This window comes from Rhodococcus jostii NBRC 16295, assembly GCF_001894825.1.
Classification (GTDB): Bacteria; Actinomycetota; Actinomycetes; order Mycobacteriales; family Mycobacteriaceae; genus Rhodococcus_F; species Rhodococcus_F jostii.
On the sequence record NZ_BCWY01000025.1, the window covers coordinates 25,551 to 45,353 of the forward strand.

17 protein-coding genes are annotated in these 19,803 nt (G+C 69.0%); 4 read left to right on the top strand and 13 right to left on the bottom strand.

The window, feature by feature from the left end; all coding sequences use genetic code 11:
* From RJ1_RS17695 to RJ1_RS17750, 12 genes are all read right to left on the bottom strand, one after another.
* Window positions 1-1,422 carry an amidase gene (locus RJ1_RS17695; protein WP_083400629.1) on the bottom strand — a complete coding sequence of 474 codons (1,422 nt, stop codon included), beginning with the start codon at window positions 1,420-1,422 and terminating at the stop codon, window positions 1-3.
* Window positions 1,423-1,494: 72 nt separating this feature from the next.
* On the bottom strand, window positions 1,495-2,457 hold the full coding sequence (locus tag RJ1_RS17700) for an AraC-like ligand-binding domain-containing protein (RefSeq protein ID WP_073362050.1): 963 nt from the start codon (window positions 2,455-2,457) through the stop codon (window positions 1,495-1,497).
* A gap of 11 nt (window positions 2,458-2,468) precedes the next feature.
* A complete protein-coding gene (paaK, locus tag RJ1_RS17705) occupies window positions 2,469-3,767 on the bottom strand; it encodes a phenylacetate--CoA ligase PaaK (RefSeq protein ID WP_073362052.1) in 1,299 nt (432 codons plus the stop codon).
* A 32-nt stretch (window positions 3,768-3,799) separates the two neighbouring features.
* The gene (paaE, locus tag RJ1_RS17710) at window positions 3,800-4,897 is read right to left on the bottom strand and encodes a 1,2-phenylacetyl-CoA epoxidase subunit PaaE (protein ID WP_073362054.1); all 1,098 of its coding nucleotides are present in this window, start codon (window positions 4,895-4,897) and stop codon (window positions 3,800-3,802) included.
* Window positions 4,898-4,899: 2 nt separating this feature from the next.
* Window positions 4,900-5,409 (bottom strand): 1,2-phenylacetyl-CoA epoxidase subunit PaaD, encoded by a 510-nt coding sequence (gene paaD / locus RJ1_RS17715; protein WP_073362056.1) that lies wholly within the window; start codon window positions 5,407-5,409, stop codon window positions 4,900-4,902.
* A 1-nt stretch (window position 5,410) separates the two neighbouring features.
* Complete coding sequence (gene paaC, locus RJ1_RS17720; RefSeq protein WP_073362058.1) at window positions 5,411-6,328, bottom strand: 1,2-phenylacetyl-CoA epoxidase subunit PaaC; 918 nt, start codon at window positions 6,326-6,328, stop codon at window positions 5,411-5,413.
* A 49-nt stretch (window positions 6,329-6,377) separates the two neighbouring features.
* Window positions 6,378-6,683 (bottom strand): 1,2-phenylacetyl-CoA epoxidase subunit PaaB, encoded by a 306-nt coding sequence (paaB, locus tag RJ1_RS17725; RefSeq protein ID WP_073362060.1) that lies wholly within the window; start codon window positions 6,681-6,683, stop codon window positions 6,378-6,380.
* Window positions 6,680-7,633 (bottom strand): 1,2-phenylacetyl-CoA epoxidase subunit PaaA, encoded by a 954-nt coding sequence (paaA, locus tag RJ1_RS17730; protein ID WP_073362062.1) that lies wholly within the window; start codon window positions 7,631-7,633, stop codon window positions 6,680-6,682. The genes paaB and paaA overlap by 4 nt, the downstream gene beginning before the upstream one ends.
* Before the next feature lie 80 nt (window positions 7,634-7,713).
* On the bottom strand, window positions 7,714-8,505 hold the full coding sequence (locus RJ1_RS17735) for an enoyl-CoA hydratase-related protein (protein ID WP_073362064.1): 792 nt from the start codon (window positions 8,503-8,505) through the stop codon (window positions 7,714-7,716).
* 37 nt (window positions 8,506-8,542) lie between these two features.
* Entirely contained in the window at window positions 8,543-9,397 is an 855-nt protein-coding gene (locus RJ1_RS17740) for a 3-hydroxyacyl-CoA dehydrogenase family protein (protein ID WP_073362065.1), read from the bottom strand.
* Window positions 9,394-10,122, bottom strand: a complete 729-nt coding sequence (locus RJ1_RS17745) for an enoyl-CoA hydratase/isomerase family protein (protein ID WP_073362067.1) — start codon at window positions 10,120-10,122, stop codon at window positions 9,394-9,396. Before RJ1_RS17745 ends, RJ1_RS17740 begins: the two co-directional genes overlap by 4 nt.
* Window positions 10,119-11,339, bottom strand: coding sequence for a thiolase family protein (locus tag RJ1_RS17750; protein WP_073362188.1), 1,221 nt, complete (start codon window positions 11,337-11,339; stop codon window positions 10,119-10,121). The genes RJ1_RS17745 and RJ1_RS17750 overlap by 4 nt, the downstream gene beginning before the upstream one ends.
* A 159-nt stretch (window positions 11,340-11,498) precedes the next feature.
* Between RJ1_RS17750 and paaZ the strand changes: the two genes are divergently transcribed.
* From paaZ to RJ1_RS17770, 4 genes are all read left to right on the top strand, one after another.
* Window positions 11,499-13,538, top strand: a complete 2,040-nt coding sequence (gene paaZ / locus RJ1_RS17755; RefSeq protein WP_073362069.1) for a phenylacetic acid degradation bifunctional protein PaaZ — start codon at window positions 11,499-11,501, stop codon at window positions 13,536-13,538.
* Window positions 13,535-13,852 carry an EthD family reductase gene (locus RJ1_RS17760; RefSeq protein ID WP_073362070.1) on the top strand — a complete coding sequence of 106 codons (318 nt, stop codon included), beginning with the start codon at window positions 13,535-13,537 and terminating at the stop codon, window positions 13,850-13,852. The genes paaZ and RJ1_RS17760 overlap by 4 nt, the downstream gene beginning before the upstream one ends.
* Before the next feature lie 7 nt (window positions 13,853-13,859).
* Window positions 13,860-14,273 (top strand): hydroxyphenylacetyl-CoA thioesterase PaaI, encoded by a 414-nt coding sequence (gene paaI, locus RJ1_RS17765; protein ID WP_073362072.1) that lies wholly within the window; start codon window positions 13,860-13,862, stop codon window positions 14,271-14,273.
* Between the two features lie 75 nt (window positions 14,274-14,348).
* On the top strand, window positions 14,349-15,233 hold the full coding sequence (locus RJ1_RS17770; RefSeq protein ID WP_073362074.1) for a Vgb family protein: 885 nt from the start codon (window positions 14,349-14,351) through the stop codon (window positions 15,231-15,233).
* Between the two features lie 32 nt (window positions 15,234-15,265).
* Here the strand turns inward: RJ1_RS17770 and RJ1_RS17775 are convergent, their stop codons facing one another.
* On the bottom strand, window positions 15,266-19,750 hold the full coding sequence (locus RJ1_RS17775; protein ID WP_073362076.1) for a PDDEXK-like endonuclease domain-containing protein: 4,485 nt from the start codon (window positions 19,748-19,750) through the stop codon (window positions 15,266-15,268).
* Window positions 19,751-19,803: the final 53 nt, after the last annotated feature.

Sequence of the window (19,803 nt, forward strand, 5' to 3'; positions counted from 1 at the left end):
TCAGTCGACGAAGATCGACGGTTGGCGATCCTTCCACGGCGCAGCCTGCTCCAACTGCTCGGCCACCTGCAGTAGCAGATCCTCTCTGCCGGTGGCCGCGACCAGTTGGATTCCGATGGGCAGGCCCTCGCGGCTCGACGCGAGCGGCAGGCTGATCGCGGGGTGACCGGACACATTGAACGGTGCGGTGAACGGCCCGAATTCGAAGATGCGGCGTAGCCACGAGCGAACGCTGTGCTGGGGGTCGTCGTAGTCGAGGGTGCCGTGCGGCACCGGAAGCCACGCGACGGTCGGGGTGACCAGCAGATCGAAGCGGGTGAAGAACATCCCGATGGATCGGGTCACCCGGTGCTGAGCGTCGAGCGCCGCCGCGACGTCGAGTGCGGTGAACGCCTGGGTCTCCTGGAGCACCGTTCGCGACACCGCTTCGAGCAGAGCGGGATCCGGCCTGCGCGGGGCCCGAAGGATCGCCGCACCGGTGGACACCGCGGTGAGCATCGACGCCTCGACGACGTCGTCCGCGTCGAAGTGCGGGCGGTCTTCGGTCACGGTGTGGCCGATCCATTCGAGAATCGCGCCCGCAGCGACCGCGGCCGCCGACACCTGCGGATCGACCGCACTGCCGCCCCACGGTTCGGTCGTCAGAGCCACCCGCAGACGCCCCGGATCGGCACGCATCGCATCGGCGTACCTGCCCGCAGGCGGTGGCGCCGCGTACTTTTCGCCGATCGGCGGTGCGGCTACGGCATCGAGCAGATGCGCCGTGTCGCGGACGGTCCTCGTCAGCGCGAATTCGTAGATGTGCCCGAACCCGGCCTCCCCGACCAGTGGGCCGCACGGGATTCGGCCGCGGCTCGGCTTCAGACCGACGAGTCCGCAGCACGACGCGGGCACCCGCAGGGACCCGGCGCCGTCGTTGCCGTGCGCCAGCGGAACCGCGCCCGCGGCCACCAGCGCCGCGGAGCCACCGCTCGACCCGCCGACGCCGCGACCCAGCGCCCACGGATTGCGCGTCGGCCCGTACCGCACCGGTTCCGTCGCGAAGTTCAGCCCGAATTCCGGCGCTGTCGTCTGCCCCAGGGCCACCAGGCCGGCCGACCGGAACCGGGACATCAGGTCGTGATCCACACCGGCGACGGCGCCGCGGATGCTGCGGCTACCGAGTGTGAACGGCACCCCCTTCGCGAACGGGCCACTGTCCTTGATCACGAACGGCACCCCCGACAGCGGACCGTCGGGTGAGTGATCGAGTGCCGGGTCGAACATCGGCAGGGTCAATGCGTCGAGGTCGGCGTCGACCTTCTCGATCGCCGCGCGCGCAACGGATTCGACCTCCGTCGCCGTCACCTCGCCCGCCCGGATCAGCTCACGCAGGCCGACGGCGTCGAGCCTGGCGTACTCGTACAGTTCCAGCGGTCCCACTCCTCAGGTCGCGATGCCCGCTCCAGTCTGACGGGGACCGGGACGCGGCGCGACCGAATTTCCGGGTCGCGGTCAGGCCGTGATCGACTCCGGTTCCTGTTCGCGGAAGGCGCGCGGCGACACCCCGTAGGTGTCCTTGAACAACCGCGAGAAATGCGACGAGTTGACGAGACCGTGACGGGCACAGATGGTTCCGATGCTGTCGCTGCGGAATCGGTCGTCCCGCAGGTCTCGGCGGCACAGTTCGAGCCTGCGGTGCCGAATCCAGCCGGCGACGGTGTGCCCGTCTGCCTCGAACACCTTCTGCAGGTGCCGCGTCGACACGTGGTGGTGGGACGCCACGGTGGTGGTGTCGAGGGCCGGATCGTGCAGGTGCGCGTCGATGAACGACTTCACGCGGAGCAGCAGCGTCGCGCCCGGCGCCGCGGCGTCGGCAGGCGCCTCCGATTGCACGGCCGCGCTGAGCAGGTCGACCACCGCGTCCTCGACGAGGGAGGTCGTCGGCATCGTGCCGGTCACGACGGAGTGGTGGAGGTTCTTCAGGAACGGCGAGACCAGCGCGCCCATGCCGGTGCTGCCGGGGATGCGGCGCGCCGACACGGTACCCAGTTCCCGTGAGGCGATGCGCAGCAGTTCGCGGGGAAACATCAGCACGAACATGCTGAAGTCTTCCGCGAAGTGCAGATCGTACGGTTTGCTGGTGTCGTAGACGGCGAAGTCGCCGGGCCCGAGGACGGCCTCTCGATCGTCCTGGACGATGACGCCGCGGCCCGACAGTTGCAGGCCCACCTTCACGAGCCCGGGGTCGGACCTTTTGATGGACATCCGCGTCCGCCGCACGTCCACCGCCCGTCCCCCGACCTCGCTGAGTTGCAACCCGCCGAGCGCGGTGGTGCGCAGGGTCCCGGTGAACCTCGCCGCTCCGTCCTCGGCCGTGGACACCACGGCGAGCGGGACGAATGCCGTGGAGACGGCCTGCCGCCAGTGCTCGAACTGCCCGTCGTCGTGACGCGCGTGTTCACCACCGAGACGCACCTTCGATCACCTCACAGAGCGGAGCGGTTGTCGATCAGTCGCCGTGCCTTGCCGATCGAACGCTCCAGTGCGCCGGGGGCCACCACATCCACCTTCACGCTCACTCCGATGCGGTTCTTGACCAGCTTCTGGAGTTCGGTGGCGGAACGCGGATGATCGGTGGCGGACGCATCGGGACGGGCCTCGACTCGTACGGTCAGTTCGTCCATCCTACCGGGGCGGTCGAGGATGCACTGGAACTGCGGGGCCAGCCCGGTCACGGTGAGGATCAGTTCCTCGATCTGGGTGGGGAACAGATTCACCCCGCGCAGAATGATCATGTCGTCGGTGCGCCCGGTGACCTTCTGCATCCGCCGCACCGACCGCGCCGTTCCCGGCAGCAACCGGGTGAGGTCGTGGGTGCGGTACCGGATGATCGGCATGGCCTCCTTGGTCAGCGAGGTGAAGACCAGTTCGCCCTCCTCACCATCGGGCAGCACCTCACCGGTGACCGGGTCGATGATCTCCGGGTAGAAGTGGTCTTCCCAGATGTGCAGGCCGTCCTTGGTCTCGACGCATTCCATCGCCACACCGGGGCCCATCACCTCGGACAGTCCGTAGATGTCCACGGCGTCCATGTTCAGCTGCTTCTCGAGTTCGGTGCGCATCTCCTCGGTCCACGGCTCCGCGCCGAACACACCGGTGCGCAGCGACGTCTTCGCCGGATCGATGCCCTTCTTGATCATCGCGTCGACGATCGTCAGCATGTACGACGGGGTCACCATGATCGCGTCGGGCTCGAAGTCCTCGATCAGCTGGATCTGACGGTCGGTCATGCCACCGGACATCGGGATCACCGTGCAGCCCAGCCGTTCCGCACCGTAGTGCGCGCCGAGACCACCGGTGAACAGGCCGTACCCGTACGCGACGTGCACCTTGTCCGACGGCTTCACACCACCGGCCCGCAGGCTCCGGGCGACCAGGTCGGCCCAGTTGTTCAGGTCGCCGGTGGTGTACCCGACGACCGTCGGGCGCCCGGTGGTCCCGGACGAGGCGTGGATGCGCGAGACCTTCTCCTGCGGCACCGCGAACATCCCGAACGGGTAGTTTGCCCGCAGGTCCGCCTTCGCGGTGAACGGGAACTTCGCCAGATCGGACAGGTCCTTCAGGTCACTCGGGTGCACGCCGGCGTCGTCGAACGCCTTCCGGTAATGCGGAACGTTGGTGTACGCGTGGAGAAGTGACCACTGCAGGCGTTCGAGTTGCAGCGATGAGATCCGGTCGCGCGTGGCGAACTCGATATCCTGCGAGGGGGTGGCGATACTGGTCATTCTAGTCTCCGGGGTGGGCGGGCTGGGTATGGTCAGGCGTCGAAATCGACGGTCACGGTGTCGCTGACCGGGAAGGTCTGGCACGTCAGCACGAAGCCGGAGTCGACCTCGTAGTCCTCGAGCGCGTAGTTGCGGCGCATGTCCACGTCACCGCAGGTGATCTTGGCGCGGCAGGTGCCGCAGACACCGCCCTTGCAGGCGAACGGAAGATCGGAGCGGTACTTCTCCGCGGCGTCGAGGATCGACTCGTCCCGTGGCAGCGTCGCGGTGGTCGAGCGGCCGTCGAGGACCAGGGTCACCTCGCTGCTCGGCCCGGTGATGCCGGGTTCGCGGTGGGTTTCCATGGGCGGGGGGACGTCGTCGACGAAGAACAGCTCGTGATGCACGCGCTTCTTGTCGATCTGCAGTTCGCCGAGGACGGTCTCGGCGTCGGTGACCATGCCGAACGGTCCGCACAGCCAGAAGTGGTCGATGTCGGCGATCGGAACGATGGCCGCGAAGATGGCCCGCAGCCGGTCGGCGTCGAGGCGGCCGGTGAACAACTCGACCTCGCGTGGCTCCCGGGACAGGACGTGGACGACATCGAAACGCGACCCGTACATGTCCTTGAGGTCGGCGATCTCCTCGGCGAACATCACCGACCGGGTGCGCCGGTTGCCGTACAGCAGAACGACTTCGGCCTCGGGGTTGGCGAGGACCGATGCGGCGATCGAGAGCATCGGCGTGATGCCCGACCCGGCGGCGATCAGCACGTGGCGTCCGCCCGCAGCTGGGTCGGCGACGAACGTTCCGCTCGGGCCCTGCACGTCGATCCGGTCGCCGGGGCGCACCTGATTCACCAGCCAGGTGGAGAACAGTCCGTCCGACACCTCGCGCACACCGACGCGCGGCGCGGAACCGGCCGGGGCGCAGATGGAGTAGGAGCGGCGGTGTTCGACGCCGTCGACGGTGCGCCGCAGGGTGAGCGACTGTCCGGGGCCGAAGGCGAACTCGTCGGCGAGCCCGGCGGGAACGTCGAAGGTGACCGCGACGGCGTCGTCACACAGGGATTCGACGTCGGCGACGGTGAGGGTGTGGAACGCCCTGTTGCGTGATGCCGCACCGGGTTTCGGGGAGACCGCTGTGGTCATGATCAGATTTCCTTCACGTGATCGAAGGGTTCGAGGCAGTCGAGGCACCGGTACAGCGCCTTGCAGAGTGTCGCCCCGAATTCCGAGTCGAGACGGGTGTTCGCCGAGTGGCACACCGGGCACGTGACGGGCCGCGGCTTGACGGTCAGCGTCAACGGGACGGGACCGGACGTGCGCAGCGGCGCGGGACCCGGCGTCGAGTAGCCGCTCTCGCGGAGCTTGCGCCGGCCGTTCTCGCTGATCCAGTCGGTGCTCCACGGCGGCGACAGGACGGTCTTGACCTCGACAGCCGTGTAGCCGGCGTCGGCGAGTGTGTGCTCGATGTCGTCCCGCATGGTGGCCATCGCGGGGCAACCGGAGTAGGTAGGGGTGATCGTCACGACCACCGATCCGTCGGCGAATTCCTCGACGTCCCGCAGCACACCCAGATCGGCGAGGGTGAGCATCGGCATCTCGGGGTCCAGGACGGCCTCGGCGAGGCGGCGGGCGTCGCTGCGCACTGCGGTGGTCATGTCACCACACTCCTTCCGGATGAGCCCGCGCGACGCTCTGCATCTCGGCGAGCAGCAGTCCGAGGGCCTCGGTGTGCAGCCCCTGGCGTCCGGCACGGCCACCGACGGTGCCGACGGTCCGGCCGGTCGGGGCGGTCAGCTCGGCGGCGTGCAGCACCTGATCGAGCACGGTGTCGAACTCCTCGCGCACGTCCCGCGGGTCGACGCCGACACCGACGGCGGCGAGTGCGAGTTCCTCGGTGGTCGGGACGAACAGCTCCTCGACGTACGGCCACACGCGGGTGAGGGCGTCGACCATGCGTGCCTTCGACTCCTCCGTTCCGCAGCCGAGGGTCACCGCCCAGCGTGCGGCGTAGTCGCGGTGGTAGGTGAGTTCCTTGACACCCTTCACCGCGACGGCCGCGAGCACGGGGTCACGGGAGGTGCGGAGACGGTCGAACAGCGCGAGCCGCCAGGTGGAGAACACCAGCAGCCGGGTGATCGTCTGCGCGAAGTCGCCGTTGCCGAGTTCGGCCAGCCGGGTGTTGCGGAACTGATTCTCGTCGCGGAAGAACGCGAGCGCGTCCTCGGCGGGAATCGGGCTGGTGTCCGAGACGTGGGGCACCACGGACGCGTCGGCGGCCGCGGCGCGGGCGAGCAGCAGTCGTGCCTGCCCGATCAGGTCGAGTCCGACGTTCGCGAGCGCGACCTCCTCCTCGAGTTCCGGTGCGCGCGTGCTCCACTCGGCGAGACGCTGCGAGCTGATCAGCGCGTCGTCGCCGAGCATCAGGCAGTAGGCGGCCAGGGCGACGAGGTCGACATCACCCGGAACCGTGGTGTCGACGCCGGCCAGCGGGTCGTCGAAGCTGGTGCCGAACGCCCACTGGCCGTGGCTGTCTTCGTCGACGAGGCCTTCGTAGGCATTGTCGTGGTCGGTCATCGGTACATCCTCGGAATTCTCGTCGGCCTGCGAAAAGGTCAGGGCCGGATCACATGTGGGGAACGTTGTCGGGGATCTCGTAGAACGTCGGGTGCCGGTACACCTTGTCGCCGCTGGGCGCGAAGAAGGGATCCTTCTCCGACGGGCTCGAGGCCACGATCGCACTCGACCGCACCACCCAGATGCTCACGCCCTCGTTGCGGCGGGTGTAGACGTCGCGGGCGTGCCGGACGGCCATCTCGTCGTCGGCGGCGTGCAGGGATCCGACGTGGACGTGGTTGAGTCCCCGCTTGCCCCGCAGGAACACCTCGTACAGGGGCCAGTCCGCGCGCACCGCGGTGTCGTCCGTGCTCATCGTGCGTTCTCCTTGTTGCTCTCGCGGCGGGCGAAGGCCGTCGCGGCCTCCCGCACCCACGCCCCGTTCTCGTGTGCCGCGCGCCGGTTGGCGACGCGCTCGACGCTCGACGCGCCGTTGCCCTTGATCACCTGCATGAACTCGCTCCAGTCGGGCTCACCGAAATCGTGAGCGCCGCGCTCGGCGTTCCACTTCAGGTCCGGATCCGGGAAGGTCACGCCCAGCACCTCGGCCTGCGGGATGGACATGTCGACGAACCGCTGACGGAGTTCGTCGTTGGTGTGCCGCTTGATGCCCCACTTCATGGACTGCTCGGAGTTGGGCGACTGATCGTCCGGCGGTCCGAACATCATCAGCGCCGGCCACCACCAGCGGTTCACCGATTCCTGCACCATCTCGCGCTGGGCGTCGGTGCCGCGCATCATCGTCATCAGCAGCTCGAACCCCTGACGCTGGTGGAAGGACTCCTCCTTGCACACCCGGATCATCGCCCGCGCGTACGGTCCGAAGGAGCTGCGGCACAGCGGCACCTGGTTGCAGATCGCGGCGCCGTCGACCAGCCAGCCGATGACCCCCACGTCGGCGTAGGTGAGGGTCGGGTAGTTGAAGATCGAGGAGTACTTCTGCCGGCCTTCGATCAGCTTCTCGGTGAGGTCGGCCCGGTCGGCTCCGAGCGTCTCGGCGGCCGAGTACAGGTACAGGCCGTGTCCGGCCTCGTCCTGCACCTTCGCCATGAGGATCGCCTTGCGGCGCAGCGACGGCGCACGGGTGAGCCAGTTTCCTTCCGGCTGCATGCCGATGATCTCCGAGTGCGCGTGCTGCGCGATCTGCCGGATCAGCGTCTTGCGGTAGCCGTCGGGCATCCAGTCCCGGGGCTCGACCCTCTGTTCGGCCGCGATGGTGTCATCGAATAGCGTTTGGAGGTCATCCGAAGCGTGTGACGTGGTCATATGTCCTACCTCTATTACCGAATGATCGGTTGGTCCAAGTATGCATGGTTGTGGCACGCGGCACAAGTGCGGAGGGCGGATCAGCGCCCTTCGAAGGTGGGCGTGCGCTTGGCCAGGAACGCGTCGACGGCGGCCCGGTGGTCCCGCGACTGCCCGAGCTGCTCCGCCGCCACCCGCTCCCGCTCCAGCGCGTCGGACAGCCCCGTGGACGCCGCCGACACCAACTTCTTGACCTGGGCATACGCCGCCGTGGGACCGTCCGCGAGCGTGCGCGCGAGAGCGACGGCCGCATCCCCGAGTTCGGCGTCGGGCACCACCCGGTGCACCAGCCCCCAGTCCAGCGCCTGCGCGGCCGTGAACCGGTCGCCGAGCATCATCAGTCCCGTCGCGCGGCTCGGGCCCAGCGCCTCGACCAGCGTGTGACTCAGCCCCGAGTCGCCGGCCAGGGCGATGCCGGTGAACGCGGTCGCGAACTTGGCGCCCTCGCCCGCGATCCGGATGTCGCCGGCCAGCGCGATGCCCAGCCCGGCGCCGACACAGGCCCCGCCCACTGCGACGACCACCGGCACGCGGATTCCGGCCAGCGCCCGCAGCAGCGGGTTGTAGTGCTCGGCGACGGTGTCCATCGCGTGCGCGGCGTCGGCCTCGAGACCGGCCACATGCTCGGCGAGATCCTGGCCGACGCAGAAGTTCTTCCCCTCCGCCCGCAGCAGCAGGGCCCGCACGTCGTCGTCGGCGGCCACCTTCTCCACCGCTGCCAGCAGCTGTTCCTTCACCGCGCGGTCGAGTGCGTTGGACGCGCCCGCACGGCGCAGGGTGATGGTGGCCAGTCCCGCGTCCACGGAAAGTCCGACCACGTCGTCAGTACTCATGAGAATGTGCCTCCTGCTGGTTGTGGTGTGTGGCCGCTCAGGACCAGGTGAAGAACCCTTGGCCGCTCTTACGGCCCAGTTCGCCGCGCGCGACCTTCTCCCGCAGCAGCGCGGGCGGCGCGAACCGGTCGCCGAGCGTCTTCGCGAGGTGTTCGGCGATGGCCAACCGGACGTCGAGGCCGACGAGGTCGGTGGACCGCAGCGGACCCATCGGGTGCCGGTAGCCGAGTTCCATGGCCCGGTCGATGGACTCGGCGTCGGCGACGCCTTCCTCCAGCATCCGGATGGCTTCGAGCCCGAGGCACACGCCGAGCCGGCTGGTCGCGAAACCCGGGGAGTCGTTGACCAGCACCTCGGTCTTGCCGAGCAGAGACACCCACTCGCGCACCCGGTCGACGACAGCCGCGTCGGTGGCGGGGGCGCGGACGATCTCGACGAGCGTCGACGCCGGAACCGGGTTGAAGAAGTGCATGCCGATCAGCCGGGCCGGGTCGGTGAGGACATTGCCGAGTTCGGCGATGGAGATCGAACTGGTGTTGCTGGCGATCACCGTGGACGGGTCGACCGTCTTCTCGACGACAGACAGCACGCCGAGCTTGAGGTCCACCAACTCCGGCACCGCCTCGACCACCAGATCCAGGGCCGGCGGAAGCGCGTCGGGGGCGGCAACCGTGGACACCCGTCCGAGGATCGTCGCGGGATCGACGTCGCCGAGCTTGCCACGTTCGTGCGCGCGGTCCAGTCCGTCGGACACCCGCTGCAGGGCCGCCTGCCGGTCGCCACTCTCGGCGATGGTGACGGTGGATCCGAGGGTGGCGAAGACCTGCGCGATACCCGCGCCCATCCGGCCGCCGCCGACCACGCCGACGTTCTTCGGTGCTGTGCTCGTCATTTTTTCTTCTCCAGAAACGCAGTCATGCGGTCGTGTTTGTCGCGGCTCTCGAACAGCACCGCCTGGGCGATGTCGTCGGCGAACGGGTGCGAACCCGGGGCGTCGACGATCATCTTCGTCAGCTTGAGCGCCAGCGGCGCCGACCGGCTGATGCGGTCGATGACCTTGTGCGCTGCGTCGATGTGCTCACCGGGGGCGACGACGCTCATGACGAGTCCGCTGCGCAGCGCGTCCTGCGCGTCGAGGTTCCGGCCGCCGAGGAGGACCTGCTTGGCGACGGACTTGCCGACCAGTTCGGGCAGCCGGTAGCTGGCGCCGGCCGCGGCCATGATGCCCAGCCCCGGCTCCGGGTTCCCGAAGACCGCGGTCTCGGTGGCGATGCGGATGTCGCAGGCGTAGGACAGTTCGGCGCCGCCGCCGAGCGCGTACCCGCTCACCGCGGCGACGGTGGGCAGCGGCAGCTTCGCGATGCGGTCGAACAGGTTGCGGTTGATGCCGGCGAACGCCTCGTCGCGGCCGCGTTCGCGTAGTTCCGCGATGTCGGCGCCGCCGGCGAAGTGGTCGCCCTCGCCGGTCAGCAGCATCGGCTTGGGCGTCGCCTCCAGAGTCGCGCACACCTCGTGCAGTTCGGAGATCATCTCCGCGTTGATGGCGTTGCGCTGCGCGGGGCGGTGCAGCGTGACCACCACGCGGTCGTCGCGGTCCTCGACCTTCAGTGTGTTCACGGCGCCTCGATCAGCATCGCGACACCCTGGCCGACACCCACGCACAGCGTGGCCAGCCCGCGGCGGGTGCCTTCGCGTTCCATCCGGCCGAGCAGCGTCAGCAGAATCCGCGCACCCGAGCAACCCAGCGGATGGCCGAGTGCGATGGCGCCGCCGTCGGCGTTGACGATGCTCTCGTCCAGCTTCAGCTGCCGGATCACTCCCAGCGACTGCGCCGCGAAGGCCTCGTTCAGTTCGGCGGCGCCGAGGTCGGACACGGACCAGTTGGCGCGGGCGAGCGCCTTCCTTGTGGCCGGGACGGGGCCCAGGCCCATGACGTTGGGGGCGATGCCCGCGCTCGCGCTGGTGACGATGCGGCCGCGGACGGTCAGTCCGTACTTCTCCACCGCCGCCTCGCCGGCGACGACCAGGGCCGCGGCGCCGTCCGAGAGGGACGAGGACGAGCCGGCGGTCACGATGCCGTCCTTGCGGAACACCGGCTTCAGCGTGCCCAGCTTCTCCAGAGTGGTGCCCCGTCGCGGCGTCTCGTCGGCGGTGAGTTCACCGTCGCGCAGCGGCACGGGAACGATCTCCCGCTCGAACCGGCCCGCGTCGACCGCCGCGATCGCGCGTTCCTGGCTGCGCAGCGCGAAGGCGTCGCTCTCGGCGCGGGTGATGCCCTCGAGCGCGGCGACCTCCTCGGCCGTCTCGCCCATCGACAGCGTCACCTTGCGCACGTCCGGTCCGGCGCCGGCCGGAACATCGCGGTCGGCGGCGGCGAACCGCGGGTTCGTGAAGCGCCAGCCGAGCGAGGTGTCGGCGACCTCGCCGGGACGCGCCCACGGGGTGCCCGGCTTGGCCATCACCCAGGGTGCGCGGGTCATCGACTCGACGCCGCCGGCGATCACGATGTCGGCCTCGCCGCTGCGGATGGTGTGCGCGGCCGACGCTACGGCGGTCAGCCCGCTCGCGCACAGCCGGTTCACCGTGTAGCCGGGCACGCTGTCGGGCAGACCCGCGAGCAGCACGGCCATCCGCGCGACGTCGCGGTTGTCCTCACCGGCCTGGTTGGCGGCACCGAGGATCACCTCGTCGACGGCCTCGCCCGGGATTCCGGCCCGGCGGGCGGCCTCGGCCACGACGAGACCGGCAAGGTCGTCGGGGCGCACTCCTGCGAGCGCTCCGCCGTACCGACCCTGCGGGGTACGGGCTCCGTCCACCAGAAACACTTCGGCCACAGTCTTCTCCTTCACGGGGGTGCCGTCTATTAATAACCGAATCTTCGGTCGGTACGCAAGGGGAGGTGGTGGCCGGGTTGTTGCAATCCGACCTTGACAACCAGCGGCTACTACAGCGATTCTGTTAACCGACCGAACGTACGGTGAAATGGAGTTGTCGTGAGCAAGTTACTGGAAAGCTACGCTGCCGGACGCTGGTACACCGCGCCCGACGAAGGAACGCCGCTGCTGAGCGCCGTCGACGGCTCCGAGGTGGCGCGCATCTCCGCGACCGGACTCGACCTCGGCGAGATGGTGACCTACGCCCGCGAAGTCGGCGGACCGGCGCTGGCGAAGCTGACCTTCCACGAGCGCGCCGCCGCCCTCAAGGCGCTCGCACTGACGCTCATGGCCGGAAAGGACGAGTTCTACGCCCTCTCCACCTCGACCGGCGCCACCACGCGCGATTCCGGTGTCGACATCGACGGCGGCTTCGGCACCCTCCTCAGCTACGCGAGCAAGGCCCGGCGCGAGCTCCCCAACGACACCGTCTACCTCGACGGCGCGGTCGAACAGCTGGGCAAGAAGGGCACGTTCCTCGGCCAGCACGTCTACACCTCCCGTCGCGGCGTCGCCGTCCAGATCAACGCCTTCAACTTCCCCGTGTGGGGTTTCCTCGAGAAGCTCGCACCCGCATTCATCGCCGGCGTCCCGTCGATCGTGAAGCCCGCGAGCCAGTCGGCGTACCTCACCGAACTGGTGTTCCGTCGCATCATCGAAACCGGGCTGCTGCCGGAGGGTTCGGTCCAGCTGCTGTCGGGGAGCGCCCGCGGGCTGCTCGACCACCTCGGCGGGCAGGACTCCGTGGCGTTCACCGGATCCGCCGACACCGCCGCCACCCTGCGCGCGCACCCGAACGTCGTCGGTGAGGGCGTGCACTTCAACGCCGAGGCCGATTCGCTCAACGCGTCCATCCTCGGCTCCGACGTCGAACCCGGCAGCGACGAATTCGACCTCTACGTCAAACAGCTCGTCACCGAGATGACGGTGAAGGCCGGCCAGAAGTGCACCGCCATCCGCCGCGCCTTCGTGCCGACCGCCCTGATGGACGACGTCATCGCCGCCGCCGAGGCCCGGCTGTCGCGCGTCGTCGTCGGCGACCCCGACGCCGACGGTGTCACGATGGGTGCGCTCGCCAGCCTCGAACAGCGCGACGAGGTCCTGAAATCGCTTCGCGGACTCACCAAGTCGGCGCAGATCGTTTTCGGCGACCCCGACAACTTCGACGTGGTGGGTGCCGACAAGGCGACGGGCGCGTTCCTGCCGCCGATCCTGCTGCGGTCCGACGACAAGGACGCCACCGAACCCCACGACATCGAGGCGTTCGGTCCCGTCAGCACCGTCATCGGCTACGACGGGACCGACGAGGTGATCGCACTCGCCGCCCGCGGCAAGGGCAGCCTCGTCGCCTCCCTCGTCACCCGCGATTCCGCACTCGCCCGCGACATCGTGCTGGGCCTCGCCCCGTTCCACGGCCGCGTCCTCGTCCTCAACCGCGACGACGCGAAGGAGTCCACCGGTCACGGTTCGCCGTTGCCCGTCCTCGTGCACGGCGGCCCCGGACGTGCAGGTGGCGGTGAGGAACTCGGCGGCATCCGCGGCATCCTGCACCACATGCAGCGCACCGCGGTCCAGGCCACCCCCGACATCCTGACCGCGGTCGGGAACCGCTGGGTCACCGGCTCGCAGCGCCACGACGACGGCGTGCACCCGTTCCGGAAGAACCTCGCGCAGTTGCGGATCGGCGACACCATCGTCGGCGGTCCCCGTCAGGTCACCCTCGCCGACATCGACCACTTCGCCGAATTCACCGGCGACACGTTCTACGCGCACACCGACCCCGAGGCGGCCGCCGCCAACCCGCTGTTCGGCGGCATCGTCGCCCACGGGTACCTGGTGGTCTCCCTCGCCGCCGGTCTGTTCGTCGACCCCGATCCCGGCCCGGTGCTCGCCAACTTCGGCGTCGACAACCTGCGCTTCCTCACCCCCGTCAAGGCCGACGACACTCTCACCGTCACCCTCACCGCCAAGCTCATCACCCCGCGCAGCAGCGCGGACTACGGTGAAGTGCGCTGGGACGCAGTCGTGGTCAACCAGGACGGCGATCCCGTCGCCACCTACGACGTTCTCACCCTCGTCGCCAAAGGAGAAAACGCATGAGTTTCAAGGTCGCCGTCTGCTACGGCCAACCCGATGACACCGAGGCGTTCGACGCCTACTACCGCGACACCCACATGCCGCTGGCCCGCAAGATCCCCGGACTGTCCGACTTCACCTGGGGCAAGTGCAGCGCTCTCGACGGCGGCCAGCCGCCGTACTACGCGATCGCCAGCCTCGTCTTCCCCGACGCCGACAGCATGAAGTCCGGGCTGCAGTCCGAGGAGATGAAGCAGGCCGGCAAGGACGTCCGCAACTTCGCCACCGGCGGCGTCACCATGTACGTCCAAGAAGAAGAATCCGTCTACAACCAGTAGGAGCACCATGACTGTCGACGCATCCACGGAGTGCCGAATCGCACGGGAGATGTTCGAGGCCGACACCGCATCACAGGCGCTGGGCATCCAGATCCTCGAACTGACCCCCGGCCACGCGGTCGCGTCGATGGTCGTGGGTGAGACCATGGTCAACGGCCACGGCATCACCCACGGCGGCTTCGTCTTCACCCTCGCCGACACCGCCTTCGCGATGGCCTGCAACGGATACGACCTGCCCGCCGTCGCCGCCCGCGCCGACATCCGGTTCCTGGCGGCCACCCGCCTCGGCGACACCCTCGTCGCCGACGCGGTCGAACGGGCACGCTACGGGCGCAACGGAATCTACGACGTCACCGTCCGGCGCGGCGACGACGTCATCGCCGAGTTCCGTGGCGACAGTCGTGCGCTCCCGCGCCCGTGAGCACTGTGCGCTTCGCGCCTGTGAGTACTTATTAACCGCGGGACGTTAACAAGTACTCACGGGGGCGAGCGCACAATGAGTTCGAAGATTCTGGAGTTCGCTGTCGCCGACGAGAGGTCGGGGCCGTATGCGATCACGGCCGGGCCCGACCAGGCCTTGTGGCTGACACTCGTCCACGCCGGTCGAATCGCGCGCCTCACCTTCGACGGCGACGTCGCGACGTATCCGCTCGACACCGCGGATTGCGGGCCCACCATCATCACGTCCGGTCCGGACGACGCCCTGTGGTTCACGCGGTTCCGCGACCACCGGATCGGACGGATGACGTCGAACGGCGTGACCGATTCCTTCAGGACCCCAACCCCTGACAGCGGCCCGTTCGGGATCGTCACAGGCCCGGACGGCGCATTGTGGTTCACCGAGACGAGTGCCGACCGGATCGGACGGATCACTACCGACGGGCAGATTACCGAGTTCCCGCTGCCCACGGACGGCGGGTTCCCTTCGGCGATCACGTCGGGACCGGACGACGCGCTGTGGTTCACCCTCAACCAGGCGAACGCGATCGGCCGTATCGACGTCGACGGCAACGTCGTGGTGCATTCTCTGCCCACGCCCACCGCCGGGCCGGTGGGAATCACCCGCGGGACCGACGACACGCTGTGGTTCGTCGAGATCGGCGCCGGGCAGATCGGCCGGATCTCCGTCCACGGCCGGATCGACGAGTTCGCACTCCCGGACAGCTCGGCCCGACCTCACGCCATCGTCGCCGACCCCGACGGCGGTTGCTGGTTCACCGAATGGGGCGCAAACCGCATCGGGCACGTCGGGTCGGGAGGCGACATCACCGAATACGACTTACCAACACCGTCTTCGGAGCCGCACGGGATCGCTGTGGGACCGGACGGTGCGGTCTGGGTGGCGCTGGAGATCGGACGAGTTGCTTGCCTACGCCCGTGAGTACTTATTAACCGCGGGACGTTAATAAGTACTCACGGGCGCGAAGCGCCTATGGGGGCGGCGTGCTTTCCGCGCTCGGACGCGGCGGCGGCATCGCGGGCCGCCCGTTCGGTGGCGGCGGCCTCGATGGCGAGCGCGTGGTCGACCGCGTGCGGTGCGATGCCCAGGTTGTCCAACGTGTCCCACAGGCTCGACAGCGCGGTCTTCGGGTCGAGGTAGTACTCCGACTCGCGGACCCGCCAGAACGTCCAGCCGCACCGCTTGAGTTCCTGCTCCCGTTCGAGGTCCGCGATCCGCTGCTCCGGGGTGGTCGAGAAGGCGTCGCCGTCGCATTCGACGGCGAGTCTCATCGTGCCGCCGGTGACGACGAGGTCGATGCGCCGATTGTTCACCTCGACTTGCGAATTGACGTGATAGCCGCGTTCTGCGATGTCGTTGAACACCCGCTGCTCGAGCAGGCTGTCGAACGGCGGAATCCGCACGTCGCGGTCGACGTCCTGCGGCATCGGGTCGGCGGGCGCCGGCGACGTCGACATCATGTAGCTGAGCAGGGAGTTGCGCAGGTCGGCGCGTTTCAGTTCGTCGACGGTGACGGAGTGGAACAGCCACAGCTGATCCTGCGCCCGTGACGCGGCGACGTTGAACCGCCTCTTGTACTGGTTGGCCGTCAGCGGTGCGAAGTTCTGTTCGGGCGCCACGACCATCGACAGGAAGACGACGCTCCGTTCGTCGCCCTGGAAGTCCGGCGGTGTCCCGACCCGCAGTCGCCGCTGCTCCCACTGCTCGATGCCGATGCGCTTGACGAGTTCGGTGCGGATGGCGTCGACCTGGGATTGTCCCTGCAGCACGACGATTCCGAATGTCTTGCCGTCGTAGCGGGGGTCGACGAGGCATTCGATGAGCTGGTCGACGAGGGCGGCGGCCTCGACGTGGTTGGTCAGGCTCGAATCCCGGCCCGACACGGCGGCGTCGGATACGTACGTATGTTTCAGCGGCGGAAGCCGATCCGCTCCGAACTGCCGCACCGGGACTAGCGGCAGCTCGCCGTAGAACTGGGTGCTCGACCAGTTGATGATCTCGGGCATCGAGCGGAAGTGCTCGCGGAGCCGGACCACCTGCCCGAAGCTGGTGCGCAGGATCGAGAACAGGCTCGACCGCGGCGTGAGCGTGGCCTGGACGTATTCGGGCAGGTCCGGCAGGTAGGCGTCGAGCCGGGTGAACACGTCGTCGAGGGTGCCGTTGGTGGGGATGTCGGCGGGTGCGCACTGCTTGTCGTCGCCGACGACGATCACCCGCGGTGCCAGCCACAGCAGGAACAGGTTGGTGATGTCGGCCTGGCTGGCCTCGTCGACGATGACGACGTCGAAGCTGCCCGGCACGGGCGGGATCGACGCGAGCACCTGCTGCAGCGGCATCACCCATGCGGGGACGGCGCCCTGCGCCTCACCCATCGCGGAACGTGCTGCGCTGCGGTACTTCTCGGCGTACTTGCCGGCGCCCGCGCCGATGCTCGAGATGTGTTCGCGGTACGTCTGCAGTGCCCGGACCTGATCTGCCGTCAGGTGTTCGAGGCAGTCGCGCCACGCGGTGGCCGCGGCGAGCCGTGCCGTCAGGTGCGCGAGATCCGCGTCGACGGCATTGAGTTCCGCTTCCAGTTCCTGCTCTCGACCGGCCCGGTGCTGCTCGGTGACCCATTGGCGGGCGCGGCGCCACGCCCAGGCCTCCGACATCTGCCAGCTCATCTCGTCCCACTCGGTGAGCGCCGCCGTCCGGCGCACCAACTCGTACAGGGCCGGGGCGACGGGTGAGAGTCGTTCGGACAGTTCGTCGAAGAGCCGCTGGTCCTGCTGCTCGACGCGCGCGATCGCGTAGCGGGTGAGGGCGTCCGAGAGGGCCGCGTTGTCGGCCTGGTCGAGCGCCGCCACCAGGGCAGTGCCTTCCGGCGACGGTCCCGCGTCGACCTCGGTGGACACGGCGGAGACGATGGTGTCGAGCGCGGCCCGCGCATCGTCCACATCGGCGCGCGTGGTGATGGCCTCCGCGGCCCCGGCCACCGCGGTGGCGTCGGCGAGGTTGCGGATCCGCGGCGCGTTCGGCGACAGCGCGAACAGTTCACGGGCGAGTGCGTCGCGGGCGACGAGGAGGGCGCGCACGCGGGCCACCCGGCCGACGATCATGTTGAGGCTGTCGACTTGGACGGCACGAGAACCGTTCATGTCCACCGGAATCCGGAGATCGGCCAGCAGTGTGGCGGCGGTCTTCGCTGCGTCGTGGGCGCGCAGGTGCTCGGTCACGAGCCGCACCGAGGCGGCGGTCGTGGCGGGCACACCGTCGACGACGGCGTCGATGCCGAGTTCTTCGACGGCCTTCTGCTCTTCGCTGCGCCGGAAGCGTGCCTTCCACTCGACGGCACCGGATTCCATCGCGACGGCGAACGCGCCCACCGCCTGCAGTGCGGGCCTGGTCATGACGGAGCACTGGACGTCGTGCGCGCCGATGTAGCGGTCGGCAGCCGCGGCCGCCTCGACGATCGCGGGCAGGGCGTCGAGGCGGCCCCACAGGTGGGTCGCGCGGCCGGAGAGCACCGTGTCGGCGAGGGTCTGGAACTGGCCGTCCAGGTCGAGGACGTCGTGGGCGCGCGCCTGCAGTTCCTTGCAGTGCCGGCGCACGGTGTACGCGGTCTCGGGGTCGACCCCACCGAGGACCTCCAGCAGATGCGCCGACTGCGGGGTGTCGATGGGGATGCTGGTCGACGCCCGCGAGCAGAGCCGTTCGAGTTCGGCGCGGTTGGGCAGCAGGGAGTCGAGCGTGGGAAGAGTCTGCCGGGAGCGCTGCGCACGATCGGGTGACGCCGTCACGCACAGCCGGCGCAGCGTCTCGACCTCGGTGCCAACGAGGGGCGGTTGTTCGCTCAGCAGCGGTCCGGGGAGCCACTCGTAGGCGTCGTGCAGGCCCATGACCTTGCGGACGATGGTGGCGGCTGTGCCCTCGTACCCGTCTGCGACGGTGTCGTGGTGATACGTCTCGGACTCGCGCAGCGCCTTCACCTGCTCGAGCACGACGGCCCGCTTCTGCACGGCCTCGTCCCGCTGGGCCCGCAGGTCGGCGATCTTCTGGCCCTCGCTGTGCGGATTGAACGACGACTTCCGCTCGGCGATCGTCGCCACGCTCCGGGTGAGCTCGTCCGAGCCGCCCCGGGACAGGTCTGTGATGGAGACGCACAGTTCCTGCATCTCGGGCGGGAGCTTGTCCCTCAGCACCCGGAGCGCTTGCGCCTTCTCGCTCGTGACGAGCACCCGCTGACCCCGCGCGAGCAGCGCCGACACCAGGTTGGCGATCGTGTGGGTCTTGCCCGTGCCGGGCGGGCCCTCGACCACCACTCCGCTGTCGCCTCCGAGCCGCTCGATGATCTGCGACTGCTCGGCGTTGGCCGGAAGCGGGAAGAGCGGGTCTTCGGCGAGCGTCGACGAGGTGGCGGCGCCGGTGCGCTCGAGCCACGCCAGCCGGTCGGCCGGTTCGATCGCCTCGACCAGCTGCGCGAGACCGAGCGGCACCGTCGCACCGTCGCGTTCGAGGTGGGAGATCATCTGCTCGTAGTACTCGACCAGGGCGAACGCACTGCGTTTGCGCAGGACCAGCGCCGGCGACAGCGTGAGGGTGCCGTCCGCGTCGGCGTCGGGCTGCCTGACGCCGTCCCGGATGGTGACAGGCGTCATCAGCGACTTCGGCGCCCACTCCGTGAGCAGGGTGCGGACGCCGTCGCTCAGGGGCGACGCGGCGGTGTCCTGCAGTTGCTTCTGCAACGGCATCGCGTGCGCACTGTCGTAGACGTCGAGTCCGGTGAACAACTGGGAGTCTTCGAGCCGGGGCTGGGAGCCGGCGATCAGCCGCACCAGCAGGTCGCCGGTGCGCGGATCGCGGTGGATACTCGCGGACTGCGTGACCAGGTGGGTCTGGACACCGTCGTCCGGTCCGGCGCCCGACAGGATCAGCAGACCGGAGGCGAGGACGAGTTCGATCGACTCGGGGCGCGCGTTCAGCTCCTGCAGCATCATCTGCAACGACTGGTACAGATCGGCGTGCGGGCGTCGCTCGCGGTCGGCCTTCGCCCACGCCTGCCAGCGCGGCATGTACGCGTCGAACGCCTGCCGGACGTCGTAGGCGCGGCGCACGTCGTATTCCTCGTCGGAATCCTCGGCGTAGGCGTCGGACGCGTTCAGTTCGAGGTCGGCGCGGGAGCTGTCGGCGCGGGCCGATGCGTCGACCCAGCCGGCGAGGACGGTCGGCAGATCCGGCGGATCGTCGACGCCGATGAGGGGCACCCGTAGCACGATGTCGCCCTGCGCGGCGTCGGGATCGAGTTGGATCGTCCGGCCGTCCTGGTGCAGCCATTCGACCTGTTCGTGCTGGTCGACGCGGAGAACCGGCTTCGTGCGAGCCCTGACGATCTCGCGCAGGAACTGCAGCAGGCGCTGGACGCGGCCTGCGAGCTCGGCGTCGGTTTCGGGACTCGACAATGTAAACCTCTGCGAATTCTCGGTGGTGAAGTGCGCTTGCCCCCGCCGTGCAC